Annotated in this window: 14 protein-coding genes; 7 read left to right on the forward strand and 7 right to left on the reverse strand. The window is 74.9% G+C overall.

Annotated features, from left to right (window positions below; genetic code table 11):
* The first annotated feature begins 89 nt into the window (after positions 1-89).
* On the forward strand, positions 90-602 hold the full coding sequence (locus K1Y72_RS08880; RefSeq protein WP_220165012.1) for a DUF4234 domain-containing protein: 513 nt from the start codon (positions 90-92) through the stop codon (positions 600-602).
* A 95-nt stretch (positions 603-697) separates the two neighbouring features.
* A complete protein-coding gene (locus tag K1Y72_RS08885) occupies positions 698-2,368 on the forward strand; it encodes a bifunctional 3'-5' exonuclease/DNA polymerase (protein WP_220165014.1) in 1,671 nt (556 codons plus the stop codon).
* Positions 2,369-2,396: 28 nt separating this feature from the next.
* Here K1Y72_RS08885 and K1Y72_RS08890 read toward each other — a convergent pair whose 3' ends face one another.
* From K1Y72_RS08890 to K1Y72_RS08915, 6 genes are all read right to left on the reverse strand, one after another.
* Positions 2,397-3,668: a flavin-dependent oxidoreductase gene (locus K1Y72_RS08890; RefSeq protein WP_220165016.1), complete on the reverse strand. Its 1,272-nt coding sequence runs from the start codon at positions 3,666-3,668 to the stop codon at positions 2,397-2,399.
* Positions 3,669-3,881: 213 nt separating this feature from the next.
* Positions 3,882-4,649, reverse strand: a complete 768-nt coding sequence (locus K1Y72_RS08895) for an ABC transporter ATP-binding protein (RefSeq protein ID WP_308286960.1) — start codon at positions 4,647-4,649, stop codon at positions 3,882-3,884.
* A 4-nt stretch (positions 4,650-4,653) separates the two neighbouring features.
* The gene (gene mdlC, locus K1Y72_RS08900; RefSeq protein ID WP_220165018.1) at positions 4,654-6,273 is read right to left on the reverse strand and encodes a benzoylformate decarboxylase; all 1,620 of its coding nucleotides are present in this window, start codon (positions 6,271-6,273) and stop codon (positions 4,654-4,656) included.
* A gap of 25 nt (positions 6,274-6,298) precedes the next feature.
* Complete coding sequence (locus K1Y72_RS08905; RefSeq protein WP_220165020.1) at positions 6,299-7,285, reverse strand: ABC transporter substrate-binding protein; 987 nt, start codon at positions 7,283-7,285, stop codon at positions 6,299-6,301.
* A 79-nt stretch (positions 7,286-7,364) separates the two neighbouring features.
* The gene (locus K1Y72_RS08910) at positions 7,365-8,195 is read right to left on the reverse strand and encodes an ABC transporter permease (RefSeq protein WP_258572113.1); all 831 of its coding nucleotides are present in this window, start codon (positions 8,193-8,195) and stop codon (positions 7,365-7,367) included.
* On the reverse strand, positions 8,192-9,055 hold the full coding sequence (locus K1Y72_RS08915) for an ABC transporter permease (RefSeq protein WP_220165022.1): 864 nt from the start codon (positions 9,053-9,055) through the stop codon (positions 8,192-8,194). The genes K1Y72_RS08910 and K1Y72_RS08915 overlap by 4 nt, the downstream gene beginning before the upstream one ends.
* Positions 9,056-9,717: 662 nt before the next feature.
* Between K1Y72_RS08915 and K1Y72_RS08920 the strand changes: the two genes are divergently transcribed.
* The 5 genes from K1Y72_RS08920 to K1Y72_RS08940 all read left to right on the forward strand — a co-directional run bounded on the left by K1Y72_RS08920 (position 9,718) and on the right by K1Y72_RS08940 (position 15,599).
* Positions 9,718-13,215, forward strand: coding sequence for a sensor histidine kinase (locus K1Y72_RS08920; RefSeq protein WP_258572179.1), 3,498 nt, complete (start codon positions 9,718-9,720; stop codon positions 13,213-13,215).
* The gene (locus K1Y72_RS08925; protein WP_220165026.1) at positions 13,212-13,658 is read left to right on the forward strand and encodes a roadblock/LC7 domain-containing protein; all 447 of its coding nucleotides are present in this window, start codon (positions 13,212-13,214) and stop codon (positions 13,656-13,658) included. The genes K1Y72_RS08920 and K1Y72_RS08925 overlap by 4 nt, the downstream gene beginning before the upstream one ends.
* 29 nt (positions 13,659-13,687) lie before the next feature.
* Positions 13,688-14,110: a DUF742 domain-containing protein gene (locus K1Y72_RS08930; protein ID WP_372452856.1), complete on the forward strand. Its 423-nt coding sequence runs from the start codon at positions 13,688-13,690 to the stop codon at positions 14,108-14,110.
* Entirely contained in the window at positions 14,091-14,699 is a 609-nt protein-coding gene (locus tag K1Y72_RS08935) for a GTP-binding protein (protein ID WP_220165030.1), read from the forward strand. The genes K1Y72_RS08930 and K1Y72_RS08935 overlap by 20 nt, the downstream gene beginning before the upstream one ends.
* Positions 14,700-14,819: 120 nt before the next feature.
* Positions 14,820-15,599 (forward strand): SGNH/GDSL hydrolase family protein, encoded by a 780-nt coding sequence (locus tag K1Y72_RS08940; RefSeq protein ID WP_220165031.1) that lies wholly within the window; start codon positions 14,820-14,822, stop codon positions 15,597-15,599.
* 137 nt (positions 15,600-15,736) lie between these two features.
* Here K1Y72_RS08940 and K1Y72_RS08945 read toward each other — a convergent pair whose 3' ends face one another.
* Entirely contained in the window at positions 15,737-16,081 is a 345-nt protein-coding gene (locus tag K1Y72_RS08945; RefSeq protein WP_220165032.1) for an STAS domain-containing protein, read from the reverse strand.
* Positions 16,082-16,143: the final 62 nt, after the last annotated feature.

Genomic DNA, 16,143 nt, shown 5'->3' on the forward strand with positions numbered 1-16,143 from the left:
CAGATCGCCAGTCGCTAGTGTCGTGCCCGCTCGGATGACGGTTCCCCGCGCCGCTCGGCCGATCCATGACCGCAGTCCCCAGGAGAACCATGAGCTACCCCCAGCAGGGCTACCCCCAGCAGGGTCACCAGCCCTACGCTCAGGCCCACCACGGCGCCCCGGCCCCGGTGCACGTCCCGCACCAGCAGCCGGTGCCGGCCGGCCTCGGCCTCAACATGAAGCGCCGCAACCCCTTCGCCGCCTGGCTCGGCCTGCCGCTGATCACCTTCGGGATCTACGGCCTGGTCTGGTTCTACAAGGTGCACGCCGAGCTGTTCGCCTACGACCGGCGGACCGGCGACGCGGCCACGAACGCGCTGCTGTCGATGATCCTGGGATTCGTCACCCTCGGCATCTGGCCGCTGGTCATGTACGTCAAGCTCGCCGGCCGGATCGCGCAGGCGCAGCGCGCCGCGGGCCTCGTCCCCTCGTGCAGCGGCGGCCTCGGCTTCCTGCTCGGCATCTTCGGGTTCGGCGTGCTCTACTACCAGATCGAGCTGAACAAGGTCATCGACCGCTACCGCGGCGTCGTGGCGGGCATGCAGGTCCCGCTCGCGTCCTGACCCGCACCCCGGCCGCGCCCTGACGCGGCCCCGGCGAGGCCCCGCCACGGCGGGGCCTCGCCCTTTCTGTCGGTGCCGGCGGCGACAATGGCGGGATGAGGATCGCGGTGGCCGCCGGGCCGGACGGCGGGGCGGTGCTGCGGCCCGTCGCCGACGACGGCGCGCCCGCCGGGCCCGCCGAGCGCGTCCCCGACCTCGCCGCCGCCGTCGCCGCCCGCGAGGCCGCCGCACGCGCGGACGGCGCCGAGCCGGTGCGCTGGGTGTGGGCGTCCACGGCGCGCCTCTACCCGGCGCTGCTGGCCGCCGGGACGCGGGCGGCGCGCTGCCACGACCTCGAACTCGTCGAGACGCTGCTGCTCGGGCACGCCGGCCGCTACGGCGAGCCGCGCTCGGTGCGCGCCGCGCACGCCCGCCTGCGCGGCCTGCCCGTGCCCGCCGACCCGGTCCCGCACGGCGCGGACCCGCAGGCGTCGCTGTTCGACACCGGCGACCCCGATCCCGGCGACGACCTCGACCAGATCGTGGCGGTGCACGCCGCGCAGCGCCGCGCGATGGCGCCGCTGCCGGGGTTCGCGCTGCTCGCCGCCGCCGAGTCGGCGGGGGCGCTCGCCGCCGCCGAGCTGGGCTTCGACGGGCTGCCCTGGTCGGCCGCCGCCCACGACGAGCTGCTCACCGGCCTGCTCGGCCCCCGGCCCGCCCCCGGGCTGCGGCCGCGCAAGCTCCAGGACCTCGCCGACCGCGTCAACGAGGCGTTCGGCGTGCGCGGCCTGAACCCCGACTCGCCCGCGCAGATCGTCAAGGCGTTCGCCGCCGCCGGGCACCCCGTCGCCTCCACCCGCGCGCACGTGCTGAAACGCCTCGACCACCCCGCCGTCCCGCTGCTGCTGGAGTACAAGGAGCTCGCCCGGCTGCACACCGCGCACGGCTGGGCGTGGCTGGACACCTGGGTGCGCGGCGGGCGGTTCCGGGCCGAGTACGTCGCGGGCGGCGTGGTGTCGGGCCGGTGGGCCACCAACGGCGGGGGAGCGCTGCAGATCCCCCGGGTGCTGCGCCGCGCCGTCGTCGCCGACGACGGCTGGACGCTGGTCGTCGCCGACGCCGCGCAGCTCGAACCCCGGGTGCTCGCCGCCCTCGCGGGCGACCGCGCGTTCGCGGACGCCGCCGCGCACGGCGACCTGTACGCCGCGCTCGCGCCCGCCTTCCCCGACACCGGCGGCGACCTGACGCCGCGCGGCAAGGCCAAGCTCGCGCTGCTGTCGGCGATGTACGGCGGCGGCACCGGCGACGCCGCGCAGCTCCTCGGCGTGCTGAAGGGCCGCTTCCCCGCCGCGTTCGGCTACGTCGAGGACGCCGCCCGCACCGGCGAGCGCGGCGGCCTCGTCCGGTCGCTGCTCGGCCGCACCTGCCCGCCGCCGTCGGCGGGCTGGCGCGAGCTCACCGCGACGGGCGAGGACGAGCGCTCGGCGACCGCGCTGCGCGGCCGCGGCCGCTTCACCCGCAACTTCGTCGTGCAGGCCACGGCCGCCGACTGGGCGCTCGCGCTGCTGGCGGTGCTGCGCGGGCGCCTCGCCGAGCTCGGCCCGCCCCGGCTGGTGTTCTTCCAGCACGACGAGGTCATCGTGCACGCCCCGGACGCGCTCGCCGGCGCGGTCGTCGAGGCCGTCCGCGCCTCGGCCGCCGACGCGGCCCGCCTGCTGTTCGGGCCGACGCCGGTGGCGTTCCCGATGGAGATCGCCGCCGTGCGCTGCTACGCCGACGCCAAGTAGGCCGGGGCGCTGTCGATCGGGGCGCCGGTCAGCGGGCCGCCCGGCCGGGGGACAGCGACGGGCGGGCGTTCAGCGCGGCCGCGTCGGAGAACGACGTCGCCCGGTAGGCGCCGGAGATGGCCGCGAGCTCGTCCGCCGACAGCACGTCCTCGATGCGCGCGAAGCCGCCCGGGGCGCGCTCGGCGACGGTGTGCAGGACGCGGTCGGCCGGCATGTCGCGGCAGGCCAGCACGATCGCGTTGACGGGCTCGCGGCGCGCCGCCTCGTAGGCGGCGAGGCCCGCCTCCGGCGCGGCGGCGCGGGCCAGCTCGAAGGCGAGGACGCGGGCGTCCAGCACGGCCTGCGAGGCGCCGTTGGAGCCGATCGGGTACATCGGGTGCGCGGCGTCGCCGAGCAGGGTGACGCGGCCGCGCGTCCAGGACGGCAGCGGGTCGCGGTCCACCATCGGGTACTCCAGCACCTCGGGCGCGCCCCGCAGCAGCGCGGGGACGTCCAGCCAGGGGAACCGCCAGCCGGCGAAGTGGGCGAGCACGTCCGCGACGTCGCCGGTGCGGTTCCAGTCGGCCTCGCCCGCCCGGCTCCCGCCGCCGGTGCGGACCTCGGCGACCCAGTTCAGCAGGGCCGTCCCGCGCTCCTCGGCGGCCAGGGAGATCGGGTAGACGACGAGCTTGCCGGCGGTGTTGCTGCCCGCGACGGCCATCGTGCGGCCGCCGAGGAACGGCGCGGCCTCGGTGACGCCGCGCCACATCCGCACCCCGTTCCACAGCGGCGCGGGCTCGCCGGGGTGCAGGGCGGCGCGGACGGCCGAGTGCAGGCCGTCGGCGCCGACCAGGACGTCCGCGCGCAGCTCGCCGCGGGCGCCGGACGCGCGGTCGCGCACGTGGGCGGTGACGCCGCCGGCGTCCTGGGCGAAGGACTCCAGGGCGGTCCCGGCGAGCACGGCGCCCGGGCCGAGGCGCTCGCGCACCGCGGCGAGCAGCGCCATCTGCAGCTCGCCGCGGTGCAGCGAGTACTGCGGCCAGTCGTAGCCGAGCGCGCGGCCGCGCGGCTCGCCCCAGATGCGGCCGCCGTGCCGGTCGAAGTGCACCATCTCGCCGGTCGGGATCGCCGTCGCGGCGAGCGTCGCGCCGAGGCCGAGCTCGGTCAGCTCCCGCACGGCGTGCGGCAGCAGGTTGACGCCGACGCCGAGCGGCCGCAGCGTCCGCGCCGCCTCCAGCACGCGGGCCGCGACGCCCGCCTCGTGCAGGGCGAGCGCGGCGGTGAGCCCGCCCACGCCGGCGCCCGCGATCAGTACGTCCATGACGGTCCCCTCGTCGTCGTCGCCGGCCGGTCGGGCGCCGCGGCGGCGTCCAGAGATCATCATGGAGTTTGCCCTATGTGTCGAGGCGTGTTGAGGGTTTCGTCGATATCCCGCCCGCAGCGCCGGCGGCGCGGCGGGAAAAGGGGCCGGGAACGCCGCCGGCCGGTGGCGGGGACGGGTGGACCGTCCCCGCCACCGGCCGGCGGGACGTGCTCAGGCGGCGACGGGGCCCGAGGCCGCGCCCCGGACCAGGCGGCCGACCTCGGCGCGCAGGCGGACGAACTCGGCGTCCGCGCGGGTGGCGATCTGGTCGCGCTCGGGCGGCAGCGTCACGTCGATCTCGGCGCGGATGTGCCCGGGGTTGCGGCCGAGCACGACCACCCGGTCGCCCACGTAGACGCTCTCGTCGATGTCGTGGGTGACCAGCAGGATCGTCATGCCGCCGGTGCGGTGCACCCGCAGGACCAGGTCCTCCAGGTCCTCGCGGGTCTGGGCGTCCACCGACCCGAACGGCTCGTCCATCAGCAGCAGCGACGGCCGGTACGCGAGCGCCCGCGCGATCGACACCCGCTGCTGCATGCCGCCCGACAGCTGCCAGGGGTACTTGCGGCCCGCGTCGGGCAGCCCGACCGAGGCGAGCGCCTCGTCGGCGGCCGCCCGGCGCTCGGCCTTGGACTTCCCGCGCCGGCGGAGCGGCAGCGCCACGTTGTCGCGGACGGTGAGCCAGGGCAGCAGCGAGCGGCTGTAGTCCTGGAACACGACCGCGAGGCCGTCGGGGACGCCGTCCACCGGGGTGCCGTCCAGCGTCACCCGCCCGCTCGTCGGGCTGATCAGCCCGGCGATGCAGCGGAGCAGCGTGGACTTGCCGCATCCCGAGGGCCCGACGATGCTGACGAGCTCGCCCTCGGCGACCTCCAGCGTCATGTCGTCGAGCACGGCGTGCTCGCCGTAGCGGTGGCTCAGCCCGTCGATCCTCAGCACGGCGTCACCGCGCCCAGGGCTCGTAGGCGGGCGACTCGTCGCGCGCCACCGCGACCTCGATGAGGAACGGGCCGTCGGTGCCGGCCGCCTCCTCCAGCGCCTTGCCGAAGTCGGCGGACGAGCGCACCTGCGCGCCCGGCACGCCGAGCCCGGCGGCGACGGCGGGGAAGTCGATGCCGCGGATGTCGGTGCCGGGCATGTGGTCCAGGCCGATGCGCCGGCCGAGCGCCTTGACCGCGCCGTAGCCGTTGTTGTTCAGCACCACGACCGTGAGGGGGACGTTGTGCTGGGCGGCGGTCCAGAGGCCCTGCACCGAGTACATGATGGAGCCGTCGCCGATGACGCAGACGATGCGCTGCCCGTCGGCGGCGGTGAGGGCGCGGCCGACCGCGAGCGGCAGGCCCCAGCCGAGCGCGCCGCTGCCGGTGGTGAGGAACCCGCCGGTCTCGGTGATCGGCACCCGCGCGTGGAAGGCGTCGCGGTGGCTCGGGCACTCCTCGACGATGACGGTGCCGGGCGCGAGCGCGCCGCGCAGGGTGTCCAGGACCAGCCCGATGTCCATCGGGTCGGTCTCCCGCGGGGTGGCGGGCAGCCCGCGGGGCTCGGGGGCGGTCCGGCCGAGCCGGGCCGCCGCGCCGTCGTCGATGAGCTCCAGCAGCCCGGTCACGCCGGACCGGACGGTGGTGAGCAGGCTGGTGCCGACCGGCGTCCAGGCCGTCTGCTCGGGGTCGCAGTCCAGGTGGAACAGCCGCGCGTCCGCCGGGACGTAGGGGCCCTCGGCGTGCACGTGGTAGACGAACACCGGGGCGCCGAGCGCCACGATGACGTCGTGGCCGGTGAGGCGCTCGACGATGTGGTCGCGGACCGGCGGCAGGAACCCGCGGAACTGCGGGTGGTCCTCGGGGAAGCCGGACCGGCCCGACAGCGGGCTGATCCACACGTGCGCGCCGGTGCGCTCGGCGAGCTCGGCGACGAGCGGCTGCGCGAGCTCGTCCTCGACGCCGGGGCCGACGACGATCACGGGGTTGCGGGCGGTGTTCAGCGCCTCGGCGAGCTCGGCGAGCGCCTCGGGGGACGCCTGGAAGTCGCCGTGCACGACGCGGTCGGGGACCGGCTCGGCGGGGCGCTCCCAGTCGTCCTCGGGCACCGACAGGAACACCGGGCCGCGCGGGTGGGTCATCGCCACCCGGTAGGCCTCGGCGAACGCGGCCGGGACGTCCTCGGCGCGCGCGGGCTGGCGGGACCACTTGACGTAGGGCCGGGGGAACTCGGCCGGCTCGTCGGCCGACAGGAACGGGCGGGTCGGCAGCATCGCCCGTCCCTGCTGGCCGGCGACGATCACGACGGGCACCCGGTCGCGGTGGGCGTTGAAGACCGCTCCGAGCGAGTGCCCCACGCCGCCCGCCGAGTGCAGGTTGACCAGGGCGGCGCCGCCGGTGCCGAGCGCGTGCCCGGCCGCGGCGGCGACCGCCACCGACTCCTGGAGGGCGAGGACGTAGGAGAAGTCGCTCGGGAAGTCCCGGAACATCTTGAGCTCGGTGGATCCGGGGTTGCCGAAGACGGTCGTCATACCGGTGCGCCGGCAGAAGTCGAAGACGGCGTCGCGGACCGTGAATTCCGTCATGACGGAGGTGTGCCTTTCGTGCAGGTCAGGACTGCGGGGTGAAGATCAGCGTCTTGAGGTCGGGCTTCTGCTTGAGCAGCTTGTTCGCCTCCATCAGGTCGACGATGCGGTTCAGCCGCGTCTCGTTGTTGGAGGTCGGGTAGCCGGGCAGGGTGATGACCGAGGCCACGTCCGGCGTGATCTTGGCGTAGCCCGGCAGCACCTCCTCGACCTTCTTGCGGTCGCCGGCGGCCTGCGCCTGGGCCTTGAACATCACGCGCTGGAAGGCGGCGGCGAGCTTGGGGTACTTGGTGGTGAAGGCGTCGGTGGAGACGTACCCGCTGATCGGCATGTCCTTCACCGGGTCGCTGCCGCCGTCCACCACGACCCGCGCGCCGAGGTTCTTCTGCGCGGCCGACAGGAACGGCTCCACCATGTGGGCGGAGTCGATGTCGCCCTTCTGCAGGGCGGTCGCCATCTGCGGGAACGGGACGGCCTTGTACTTGACCTTGGTCGGGTCGACGTTCTTGGCCTTCAGCACCGCGTTCAGCGTCAGGCTCTGGATGTTGTTGGGGATGTTGACCGCGACGGTCTTGCCCTCCAGGTCCTTCGGCTCCTTGATCGGGGACTTGGCCGGGACCACCACGTTCATCATGTTGGAGGTCAGCGTCGCGCCCTCGTTGAGGATCTTGAGCTTGAGGGTGCCGGCGTCGTTGGCCGCCAGGAAGGTGACGTAGTTGGCGCCGGCGATCACGTCGACGCTGCCCTTCTGCAGGGCGGGCATCGCCGCGATGCTCTGCTGCACGGGCTGGATCTTGACCTTCAGGCCCTCGGCCTCGAACAGCTTCTGCTTCTGGGCGATGTAGAGCGCGGCGCCGTCGACCAGCGGCAGCGAGGCCACCGTGATCTGGCCGTTGCGCTCCAGGCCGGACTTGCCGGCGGCGGCCTTGTCGTCGTCGCCGCAGCCGGCGAGGCCGCCGGCGAGCAGCAGGGAGGCGGCGACGACCGGGGTCAGCCTACGAAAGGATCGCATGTCTCTTCCTTGGGGGATGGGGGGTGTCGGGGACGGGTCGAGCGGGGTCTCGGGGGAGGGACGGGGGTGCGGGGAGCGCTCAGCCCGGCAGGCGGCGGGCGGCGAAGTGCCAGGCCAGCACGCGCCGCTCCAGGGCGGTGAGCGCCGCGTTCAGCAGGTAGCCGAGGATGCCGAGCAGCACGATGACGGCCCACACGGTGGGCAGGTCGCTGCGGCTCTGCGCGTCGGTGAGCTCGAAGCCGATGCCGTTGTCGGTGCCCGGCAGCAGCTCGGCGAAGACCATCAGGATGAGCGAGAGCGACAGCGACAGCCGCAGCCCGGCGAAGATCTTCGGCAGCGCGGCCGGGAAGATCACCAGGCGCAGCCGCTGCGCCGCCGTCAGCCGGAACACCCGGGCCGTCTGGATCTGCTGCTCGTCGACGGTGCGCGCGCCGTCGGCGGTGTTGATGAGGACCGGCCAGAGCGCGCTCAGCACGATCGAGGCGATCTGCATCGGCGTGCCGAGCGTGAACAGCGCCATCAGCAGCGGCACCAGGGTGGGCGGCGGGATCGAGCGGGCGAACTCGAACACCGGGTTCAGGTAGGCGTGGGCGCGCGGCGACCGGCCGAGCGCCATGCCGAGGGCGACGCCCGCGGCCGCCGAGATCGCCAGCGCCACCGCCATCCGGCCCAGGCTGGGCAGGATGTTGCCGGTCGCCTCCCCGGTGAGGAACAGGTGCGACGCCGGACCGCTGAACCAGAGGCGGCGCATCCGCTCCGCGATGGTGGACGGCGGCGGGAAGTACACGTCGCCGGCGGACCGGGCGGCGGCCTCCCAGGCCGCGACGAGGACCACCAGCACCAGCCACCGGTCCAGCAGGGCGCGCAGCAGCCGGGACGGCATCGCGCGGGGGGCGCTCAGCGCCGTCATGACCGCTCCTCTCGTACGTGCCACCGGAACAGCCGCCGCTCGCCGAACGCCAGCAGGGAGTTGGCCAGCAGCCCGAGGCAGCCCGCCAGCAGCGTCCCGGTCATCACGTCGCGGGTGCCGTCGAGGGTGCCCATGGCCTGGCCGATGAAGATCCCGAGCCCGTCGCCGAAGCCGGCGAGGATCTCGGCGCCGACCGCCAGGATCAGCGCGATCGAGGTGGCGAGCCGGACGCCGGTGTAGATGAAGGGCAGCGCGGCCGGCAGGGTGACCCGCCACAGCACCGCGAGCGGCCCGAACCCGAAGGACCGCAGGGTGTCCTTGGCGACGGGGTCGGCGTCGCCGAGGCCGTAGAGGGTGTTGAACATGACCGGCCAGACCGCGGCGTACACGATCAGCACGACCTTCATCTCCAGGCCGGTGCCGAGGATCAGCGAGACCAGCGGGATGAGCGCCACGGAGGGGATCGGCCGCAGGAACTCCACGACCGCGCGGGTGGCGGTGTTGACGTAGGGCACGCTGCCGAGCAGCAGGCCGAGCGGGACGGCCACCGCGACGGCGATGACGAGCCCGAGGCCCCAGGCCTTCAGCGTCGGCACGAGCGAGGCGCTCCAGAACGCGCCGTCGCCGAGGAGCTCCCCGGCCCGCACGACGATGTCGGAGGTCGGGGACAGGGAGTCCGCGGCGACGGCGCCGGACCGGGCGAGGATCTCCAGGGCGGCGGCGAGGACCAGCACGCCGGCCAGCCCGCGGACGGCGCGCCCGGTGCGGGTGAGCCGCGGCCGGCCGGCGCCGCGCGCGCTCCGGCGCTGCGGGACGGCCCGCCCGCCGGCGCGGAGCCGCGGGCTGTGCTCGACGCTCACCGGCGTCCCGTTCGCGGGCGCGGTGCGCGCGCCGGGGCGGTCCGGGCTCCGGCACGGGGAAGGGTGCGGGAAGACCGTTGCATCTGATGAATCCTCAAGGCTGTTCTCGCGGGGGCACCGGTGGCGGATACGGCCGCGTGCGCGCCCGGCCTCAGGGGGAAGGCCCGGCCGCTGACCTCTTGATCACCGGCAGCGGGACCATATCGCAGATACGTGAGCATTCGTCCATCTCTTGGATAAATCGCTCCCGCCCCCGCGGTGCCCTGCGGGGGCGGGAATGCCGTGCGCTGCGGGGCTCCGGGCACATGCGGGCCTATCGGAGTGAAGAACTCTTTTCCGGGCTGTTACACGATTGGCACCGGCATTTCCGAGCGCCGTTCGGCCGTCACCAATTCCGCGCCCGGCGTTCACTCTCCGTGATGTGTCGCAGGTGACCACCGGGAAAAAATCGGACAAAAGGGATGACGGGCAGGTCGGGACCGGCAAGATCGGTGAATGACGGTCGTCTTTGCGACGCATCCTCTAATGTGCTGCAATGTCGGGCGCGGTGGGAGCCGGTAGGCGAGACGCGCGGCAAAGCGGGTTCGCGCCACCGACTGCGGCACGTCCGGAGCGACCGCGGTTCGGCACTGTATGTGAGAGGGTGTAAACGCCAAGTGGGCATGCAACCGGGCGATCCAGCGCTGGACGCCCATCCGGAGGACAGGCCCGGACCGGACGGTCCCGCGTCCGAGCGGCGGTTGGCGACGGGCGCGGCCCCCGCGGCCCCCCGGCGCGGTGCGTCCCGGCTGCGGCTGTCCAACTGGCGGGTGCCGGCGCGGCTCATCGCCCTGATCCTCATCCCGACGACCGTCGCCGTCGCCCTCGGCGGCCTGCGGGTCGCCGCGGCCGCCAACGACGCCGGCGTCTACGACCGGGTGGAGCGCCTCGCCCGCCTCGGCGGGGGCGTCGCCGCGCTCACGCAGGAGTTCGGCTACGAGCGCGACCTGTCGGCCGGGTACATCGCCGGCGGCCGGTCGGCCGGCGGCCCCGCGCTGCAGGCGCAGTACGCCCGGGTGGACACCGCCGTCAAGCAGGTGCGGCGGCAGGCCGCCGACGTGCTCGCGCACGCCGACGGCAACAGCGCCGTCGCCACCCGCGCGATCCTCAACCGGCTGGACGGCGTCGCCGCGCTGCGCGAGCTCACCAAGGCGCAGGTGCCGGCCGACACGGTGCAGGAGAAGTACTCCGAGTCGCTGGGCGAGATGATCAGCTTCCTCGACAACGTCGCGGAGGGTTCCAACGACGAGCGGCTCGCCGCCTCCTCCCGCGCGCTCGTCGCGCTGTCGCGGGCCAAGGAGCAGGCGTCGCGCGAGCGCGCCGTGCTGTACGCCGGCGCGATCACCGGGCGGATGAACGCCGCCCAGCAGGCCGTCCTGCTGGACGCGCGGGCGCAGGAGGACGGCGACCTCACCGCCTTCCGCACCGCCGCGACCCTGGGGCAGCGCCAGTTCTTCGACGACACCGTCACCGGCACCGACGTCGACAAGGCCGCCGAGTACCGCGAGCGCGCGATCGCCGTCGGCACCGGCCGCCTCAACCTGGAGGCGGGCAGCCGCAGCGACGCCATCGCCTGGCTGAAGGCGATGAGCGGCACGATCGACAAGATGCGCACGGTGGAGCGGCGGATCAGCGACGACAACGTCGCCGCCGCGGCCTCGCACCGCGACGACGCCACCCGGTCGGCGATCGTGCAGGCCGTCGTCGTCGCCCTGGTCCTGCTCGCGGTCCTGCTGCTGACCTTCATCGTGGCGCGCTCGCTGGTGCGCCCGCTGCGCCGCCTCCAGGAGGGCGCGCTGGAGGTCGCCGGCTCCCGGCTGCCCGGCCTGGTCGACCGGCTGCGCGATCCCGAGGCCGCCGCCGGCGGCATCGAGGTCGAGCCCATCAACGTCGACTCCAGCGACGAGATCGGCCAGGTCGCCCGCGCCTTCGACGAGGTCCACCGCGAGGCGGTCCGGCTCGCCGCCGACGAGGCGGTCCTGCGCGGCAACATCAACGCGATGTTCGTCAACCTGTCGCGCCGCAGCCAGAGCCTCATCGAGAGCCAGCTCCAGCTCATCGAGAAGCTGGAGCAGAGCGAGCGCGACGAGGAGCAGCTCGCCAACCTGTTCCGCCTCGACCACCTGGCCACCCGCATGCGCCGCAACTCCGAGAACCTGCTGGTCCTCGGCGGCCAGGACCAGGTGCGGCGGCGCAGCCAGCCGGTCCCGCTGATCGACGTGGTGCGCGCCTCGCTGTCGGAGGTCGAGCAGTACGAGCGGATCTCGCTGCGCGTGCACGGCGACATGCTGGTCGCCGGCCCGGTCGTCAACGACCTCGTGCACCTGCTCGCCGAGCTGGTGGAGAACGCCACCGTCTTCTCCTCCGAGCAGACCAAGGTGACGGTCTCCGGCCAGCTGCTGAGCGGCGGCGGCGCGATGCTCCAGATCAACGACAACGGCGTCGGCATGGCGCCCGACGTGCTGGAGCAGGCCAACTGGCGCCTCGCCAACCCGCCCGTCATCGACTTCGCCGCGGCCCGCCGCATGGGCCTGTTCGTGGTCGGCCGCCTGGCGGTCCGGCACGGCATCCGGGTCGAGCTGCGCGCCGCGCAGGGCGGCGGCCTCACCGCCTTCGTCATGATCCCCGACGGGCTCATCATCCCCGGCGAGAGCACCGGCGGCGTCGGCGCCCGCCGGCAGGCCCACACCGCCGCGGGCGGCGCGCCGGTCGCGCTCGCCGAGGCCCCGCCGGCGCCCGGCGGCGTGTTCGCCGCCGAGGAGCCCCGCGGCCGCGCCGGCACCGGCCCGATCCCGCGGACGCTCGACGGCGGCGGGTACGGGCGCGGCGAGGAGCCGGGCGGCCGGCCGTCCTACGGCGCGGCGCAGGACCGGCCCGGCGCCGGCCCGCGCGGCTACGAGGACGCCGGCCGGCAGCCCGGCCGCGGCGGCACGAGCCCGCTGCCGGTCGTGCCCGACGACCAGCCGCTCGGCCGCGGGCAGGGCGGCGGCCGGCGCCGCCGGCCGGCCCAGGACACCGGCGGCTACGAGACCGCCGGCCACGAGTCCGGCGGCTACGAGCCGGGCGGCTACGAGTCCGGCGGCTACGAGTCCGGCGGCTACGGCACCGGCGGCTACCGGACCGGCGGCTACGACGGCGGCTTCGACACCGGCGCCCGCCAGGCGCCGCGCGGGCGCTACGACACCGGCGCGCAGCCGGCGGTCCCCGGCGACCGGCGCTTCGACACCGGCCCGATCCCGCGGACGCCCGACGACGGCCGCTCGCCGCTCGACACCGGTCCGCTGCCCCCCGTCCACGACGCCGGCGGCCCCCGCTACGACACCGGGCCGCTGCCCCCCGTCGTCCCCGAGGACGGCACCGACCGCAGCGGCGAGCTGCCGGTGCGCCGTCCCGGCTCCCACCTCCCCGGACGCGCCGCCGGCGCCTTCGGGGACGCGCCGGCCGTGCCCGAGGCGCAGCCCGCGCTGCCCGACCCCGCCCGGCCGCAGCGGCCGGTCTCGTGGGACACCGGACCCCTGCCGGAGACCCCGGCGGATCCGCGTTCCCGGGACGCCGCGGCGCCCCTTCCCGCGCCGTTCACGCTGGAGGAACCCCATGCGGAACCGCCCGCTCCCGAGCCCCCCGCCCGGCCCGCCCCGCCGGCGCCCGAGCGGAGGGCGCCCGCGGCGCCGCCCGCCCGGTCGCCTATCTTCGACGCGATGCAATCGGAATGGTTCCAGCGGCGCGACGGCGGTGGCGCCGGGACGCAGGATCCGGTGAAGGGCTGGACCTCGGCGGGCGACGCCGGGTTCGAGGCGGCCGCCGCGGCCGCCAAGCCCGTCGCCGGCCGGAAGACGTCCGCCGGCCTGCCGAAGCGGGTGCCCGGCAAGAACCGGGTCCCCGGCGCGGTGCCCACCGCCCAGCCCGCCCCGCAGCCCCAGCAGGGGGCCGCGGAGCAGGAGGGCGCGGGCGCGGGCTTCGGGCCGCAGCGGGAACAGTCGGCCGAACAGGTCCGCGACCGGTTCGCGAGTCTGCAGCGCGGCGTCTACAGGGGCCGCAACGAGACCCGCGACGGTGGACCGGCCGACAGCACGAGCGAGCGTCCGTCGTGGAACGACGGAGAGACAGGAGGAACCCGGTGAACGGGCAGGATCTCAACTGGTTGGTGACGAACTTCGCGGACCGGGTTCCGAAGGTCGCGCACGCGGTGGTGGTCTCCTCCGACGGCCTGCCGATGGCCTACTCGGCCGGTTTCCCGCCCGAGCGGGCGGACCAGCTGTCGGCCATCGCGTCGGGACTGATGAGCCTCACCCAGGGCGCCGCGAAGATCTTCGAGGCGGGCGGGGTGAACCAGACGGTCGTGGAGATGGATCGCGGACTGCTGTTCGTGATGTCCATCGCCAACGGCTCGGTGTTCGCGGTGCTGGCCGCGCCGGACTGCGACCTCGGCCTGGTCGCCTACGAGATGACGCTGCTGGTCGAGCGCGTCGGCCGGGTGCTCACGCCCGCGCTGCGCGGCGGCGTGGACCAGCAGCCGCCCTACCCGCCGGTGACCGAGATGGGCGCGGGACCGGCCCGTTACTGATTTGACTGGATCTGGCGGAGGTCGGCGTGGTGGATCGAGGCAGGCATTACGGCGGTGGATCGCCCGGTTGGGGTGATCCCGGTGGGGCGGGCCGCGCCGTGCCGGAGGAGTCCGCGGGCAGCTCGCTGGTGCGCCCGTACGCGGTCACCGGGGGGCGGGTCAAGCCCCGCTACGACCTGGCCATCGAGGCCCTGGTCTCCACGGTGCCGCACCCCCCGCGCGACACCTCGGTGCTGACGCCCGAGTACCGGGCGATCATGGACCTGTGCCGCTCGGCGCGGTCGGTCGCCGAGGTGTCGGCGCTCTGCCGGCTGCCGCTCGGGGTGGCCCGGGTGCTGGTCGCCGACATGGCCCTCGAAGGACTGCTGCGCCTGCACCAGTCGCGCCCTTCCGGCACGCAGCCGGACCTCCGCCTGCTCGAAAGGGTTCTCAGTGGACTACGCAAGCTCTGACCCGGCGGCGCCGGGTCCCGAGCTCACCTCCGTCAAGATCGTCGTCGGCGGCGGTTTCGGCGTCGGCAAGACGACCTTCGTCGGCTCGGTCTCGGAGATCATGCCGCTGACCACCGAGGCGGTGATGACCGCCGCGAGCGCCGACATCGACGACCTGTCGGCGGTGCCGGACAAGACCACCACCACGGTCGCCATGGACTTCGGCCGCGTGTCGCTCGACCGCGAGCTGATCCTGTACCTGTTCGGCACGCCGGGCCAGCACCGGTTCTGGTTCATGTGGGACGACCTGGTGAAGGGCGCCATCGGCGCGGTGGTGCTGGTCGACACCCGCCGCCTCGCCGACTGCTTCGCCGCGGTGGACTACTTCGAGGAGCTCGGGCTGCCCTTCGTGGTCGGCGTCAACGGGTTCCACGGCGAGTTCGAGTACGCCGCCGAGGACATCCGGGAGGCGCTGTCGATCAGCCCGTACGTGCCGATCGTGCAGTGCGACGCGCGCAGCCGGGAGTCGACCAAGGGGGTGCTCATCACCCTCGTGCAGCACGCCATGTCGTTCCAGCCCGCCCCGGGCGGGATGGCCGCCCAGCGCTGACGGGCGGCGCGCGGACGAGCGGGGTCCGGACGTCCGGCCGGACCCTACGGTCGCGTAGGGATGTGTGCACGATGCATCATTAATCTACGTGAACGACCATGAACCGTCCTGGGGAACCCGATGAACGAACCGGAGCAGACCACCACCTACGTCGCTCTCGGCGACAGCTTCACCGAGGGCCTGAACGACCCCGACCCCGGCGGGGCGCCCGACGTGTACCGCGGCTGGGCGGACCGCTTCGCCGAGCACCTGGCCGCGGCGCGGCCCGGCCTCTGCTACGCCAACCTCGCGGTGCGCGGCAAGCTGATCCGCCAGGTCGCCGCCGAGCAGGTCCCGCTCGCCGTCGAGCTGAAGCCCGACCTGGTCACCTTCTGCGCGGGCGGCAACGACATGATCAGGCCGGGCGCCGACCCCGACCGCTGCGCCGTCGTCTACGACGAGGCGATCCGCGCCCTGCGCGCCACCGGCGCGCGGGTCGTGCTGTTCACCTCCTTCGACGTCGGCCGGCTCCGCTCGGGGCACCGCATCCGCGGCCGGGCCGCGACGTTCAACATGCACCTGCGCGCCATCGCCGACCGGCGCGACTGCGCGGTGGTGGACCTGTGGTCCTCCAGCGCCTTCAACGACCCGCGCGCCTGGTCCGACGACCGCCTCCACCTGTCGCCGGAGGGGCACCGCCGGATGGCGCTGAAGGTCGCCGAGGTCGTCGGCGTCCCGGTGACCGACAGCTGGCGCGCCCCCTGGCCGCCCGCCGAGGCCGTCCCGGACTGGCTGACGCTGCGCCGCGAGGACGTCCACTGGGCCCGCACCTACCTGCTGCCCTGGGTGGGCCGCCGGGTCCGCGGCCGCTCCTCCGGCGACGGCCGCGAGGCCAAGCGCCCCACCGCCCTGCCGCTGTAGCGCCCGCGCGCCCCGCTCCACCGGCGACCACCCGGTCACCACCCGTCGAGATGCGGCGTGTTGGCCCCTGGGAGCGCTCCCAGGGGCCAACACGCCGCATCTCGACGTCGAGCGACCGGGTGGTCAGGGGCGTGCGGCTAGGGGACGGGGGCGAGGGCCTCGGCGAGGGTGTCGACGACGGTCATCCGGCGGTGCAGGCCGGTCACCTCCAGGGTGCGGCGGACGACGGGGCGGGGGCCGGCGAGGGTGAGGCTGCCTCCCGCGGCGGTGACGGCCTTGTAGCAGCGGACGAGCACCGCGAGGCCGTCGGAGTCCATGAACTCCAGGCCGCGCAGGTCCAGCACCAGGTTCTCGCCGTGCTCGCGGCGGGCGGTGCGGAGCCGCACGCGCAGCTCCGCGGCGGTGGCGACGTCGAGCTCGCCGCGCAGCTCGACCAGGGCGCGGCCGTCCTGCGCACGGGTGATCACTTCGAGAGGACGCACGGGTTCTCCCCTCAGGTCGGGGCGCCCCGCCGGACACGGACCGGCGGGAGCTTTCCACATGG

Origin of the sequence: Actinomadura parmotrematis (assembly GCF_019458805.1) — a bacterium.
Taxonomy (GTDB): Bacteria; Actinomycetota; Actinomycetes; order Streptosporangiales; family Streptosporangiaceae; genus Spirillospora; species Spirillospora parmotrematis.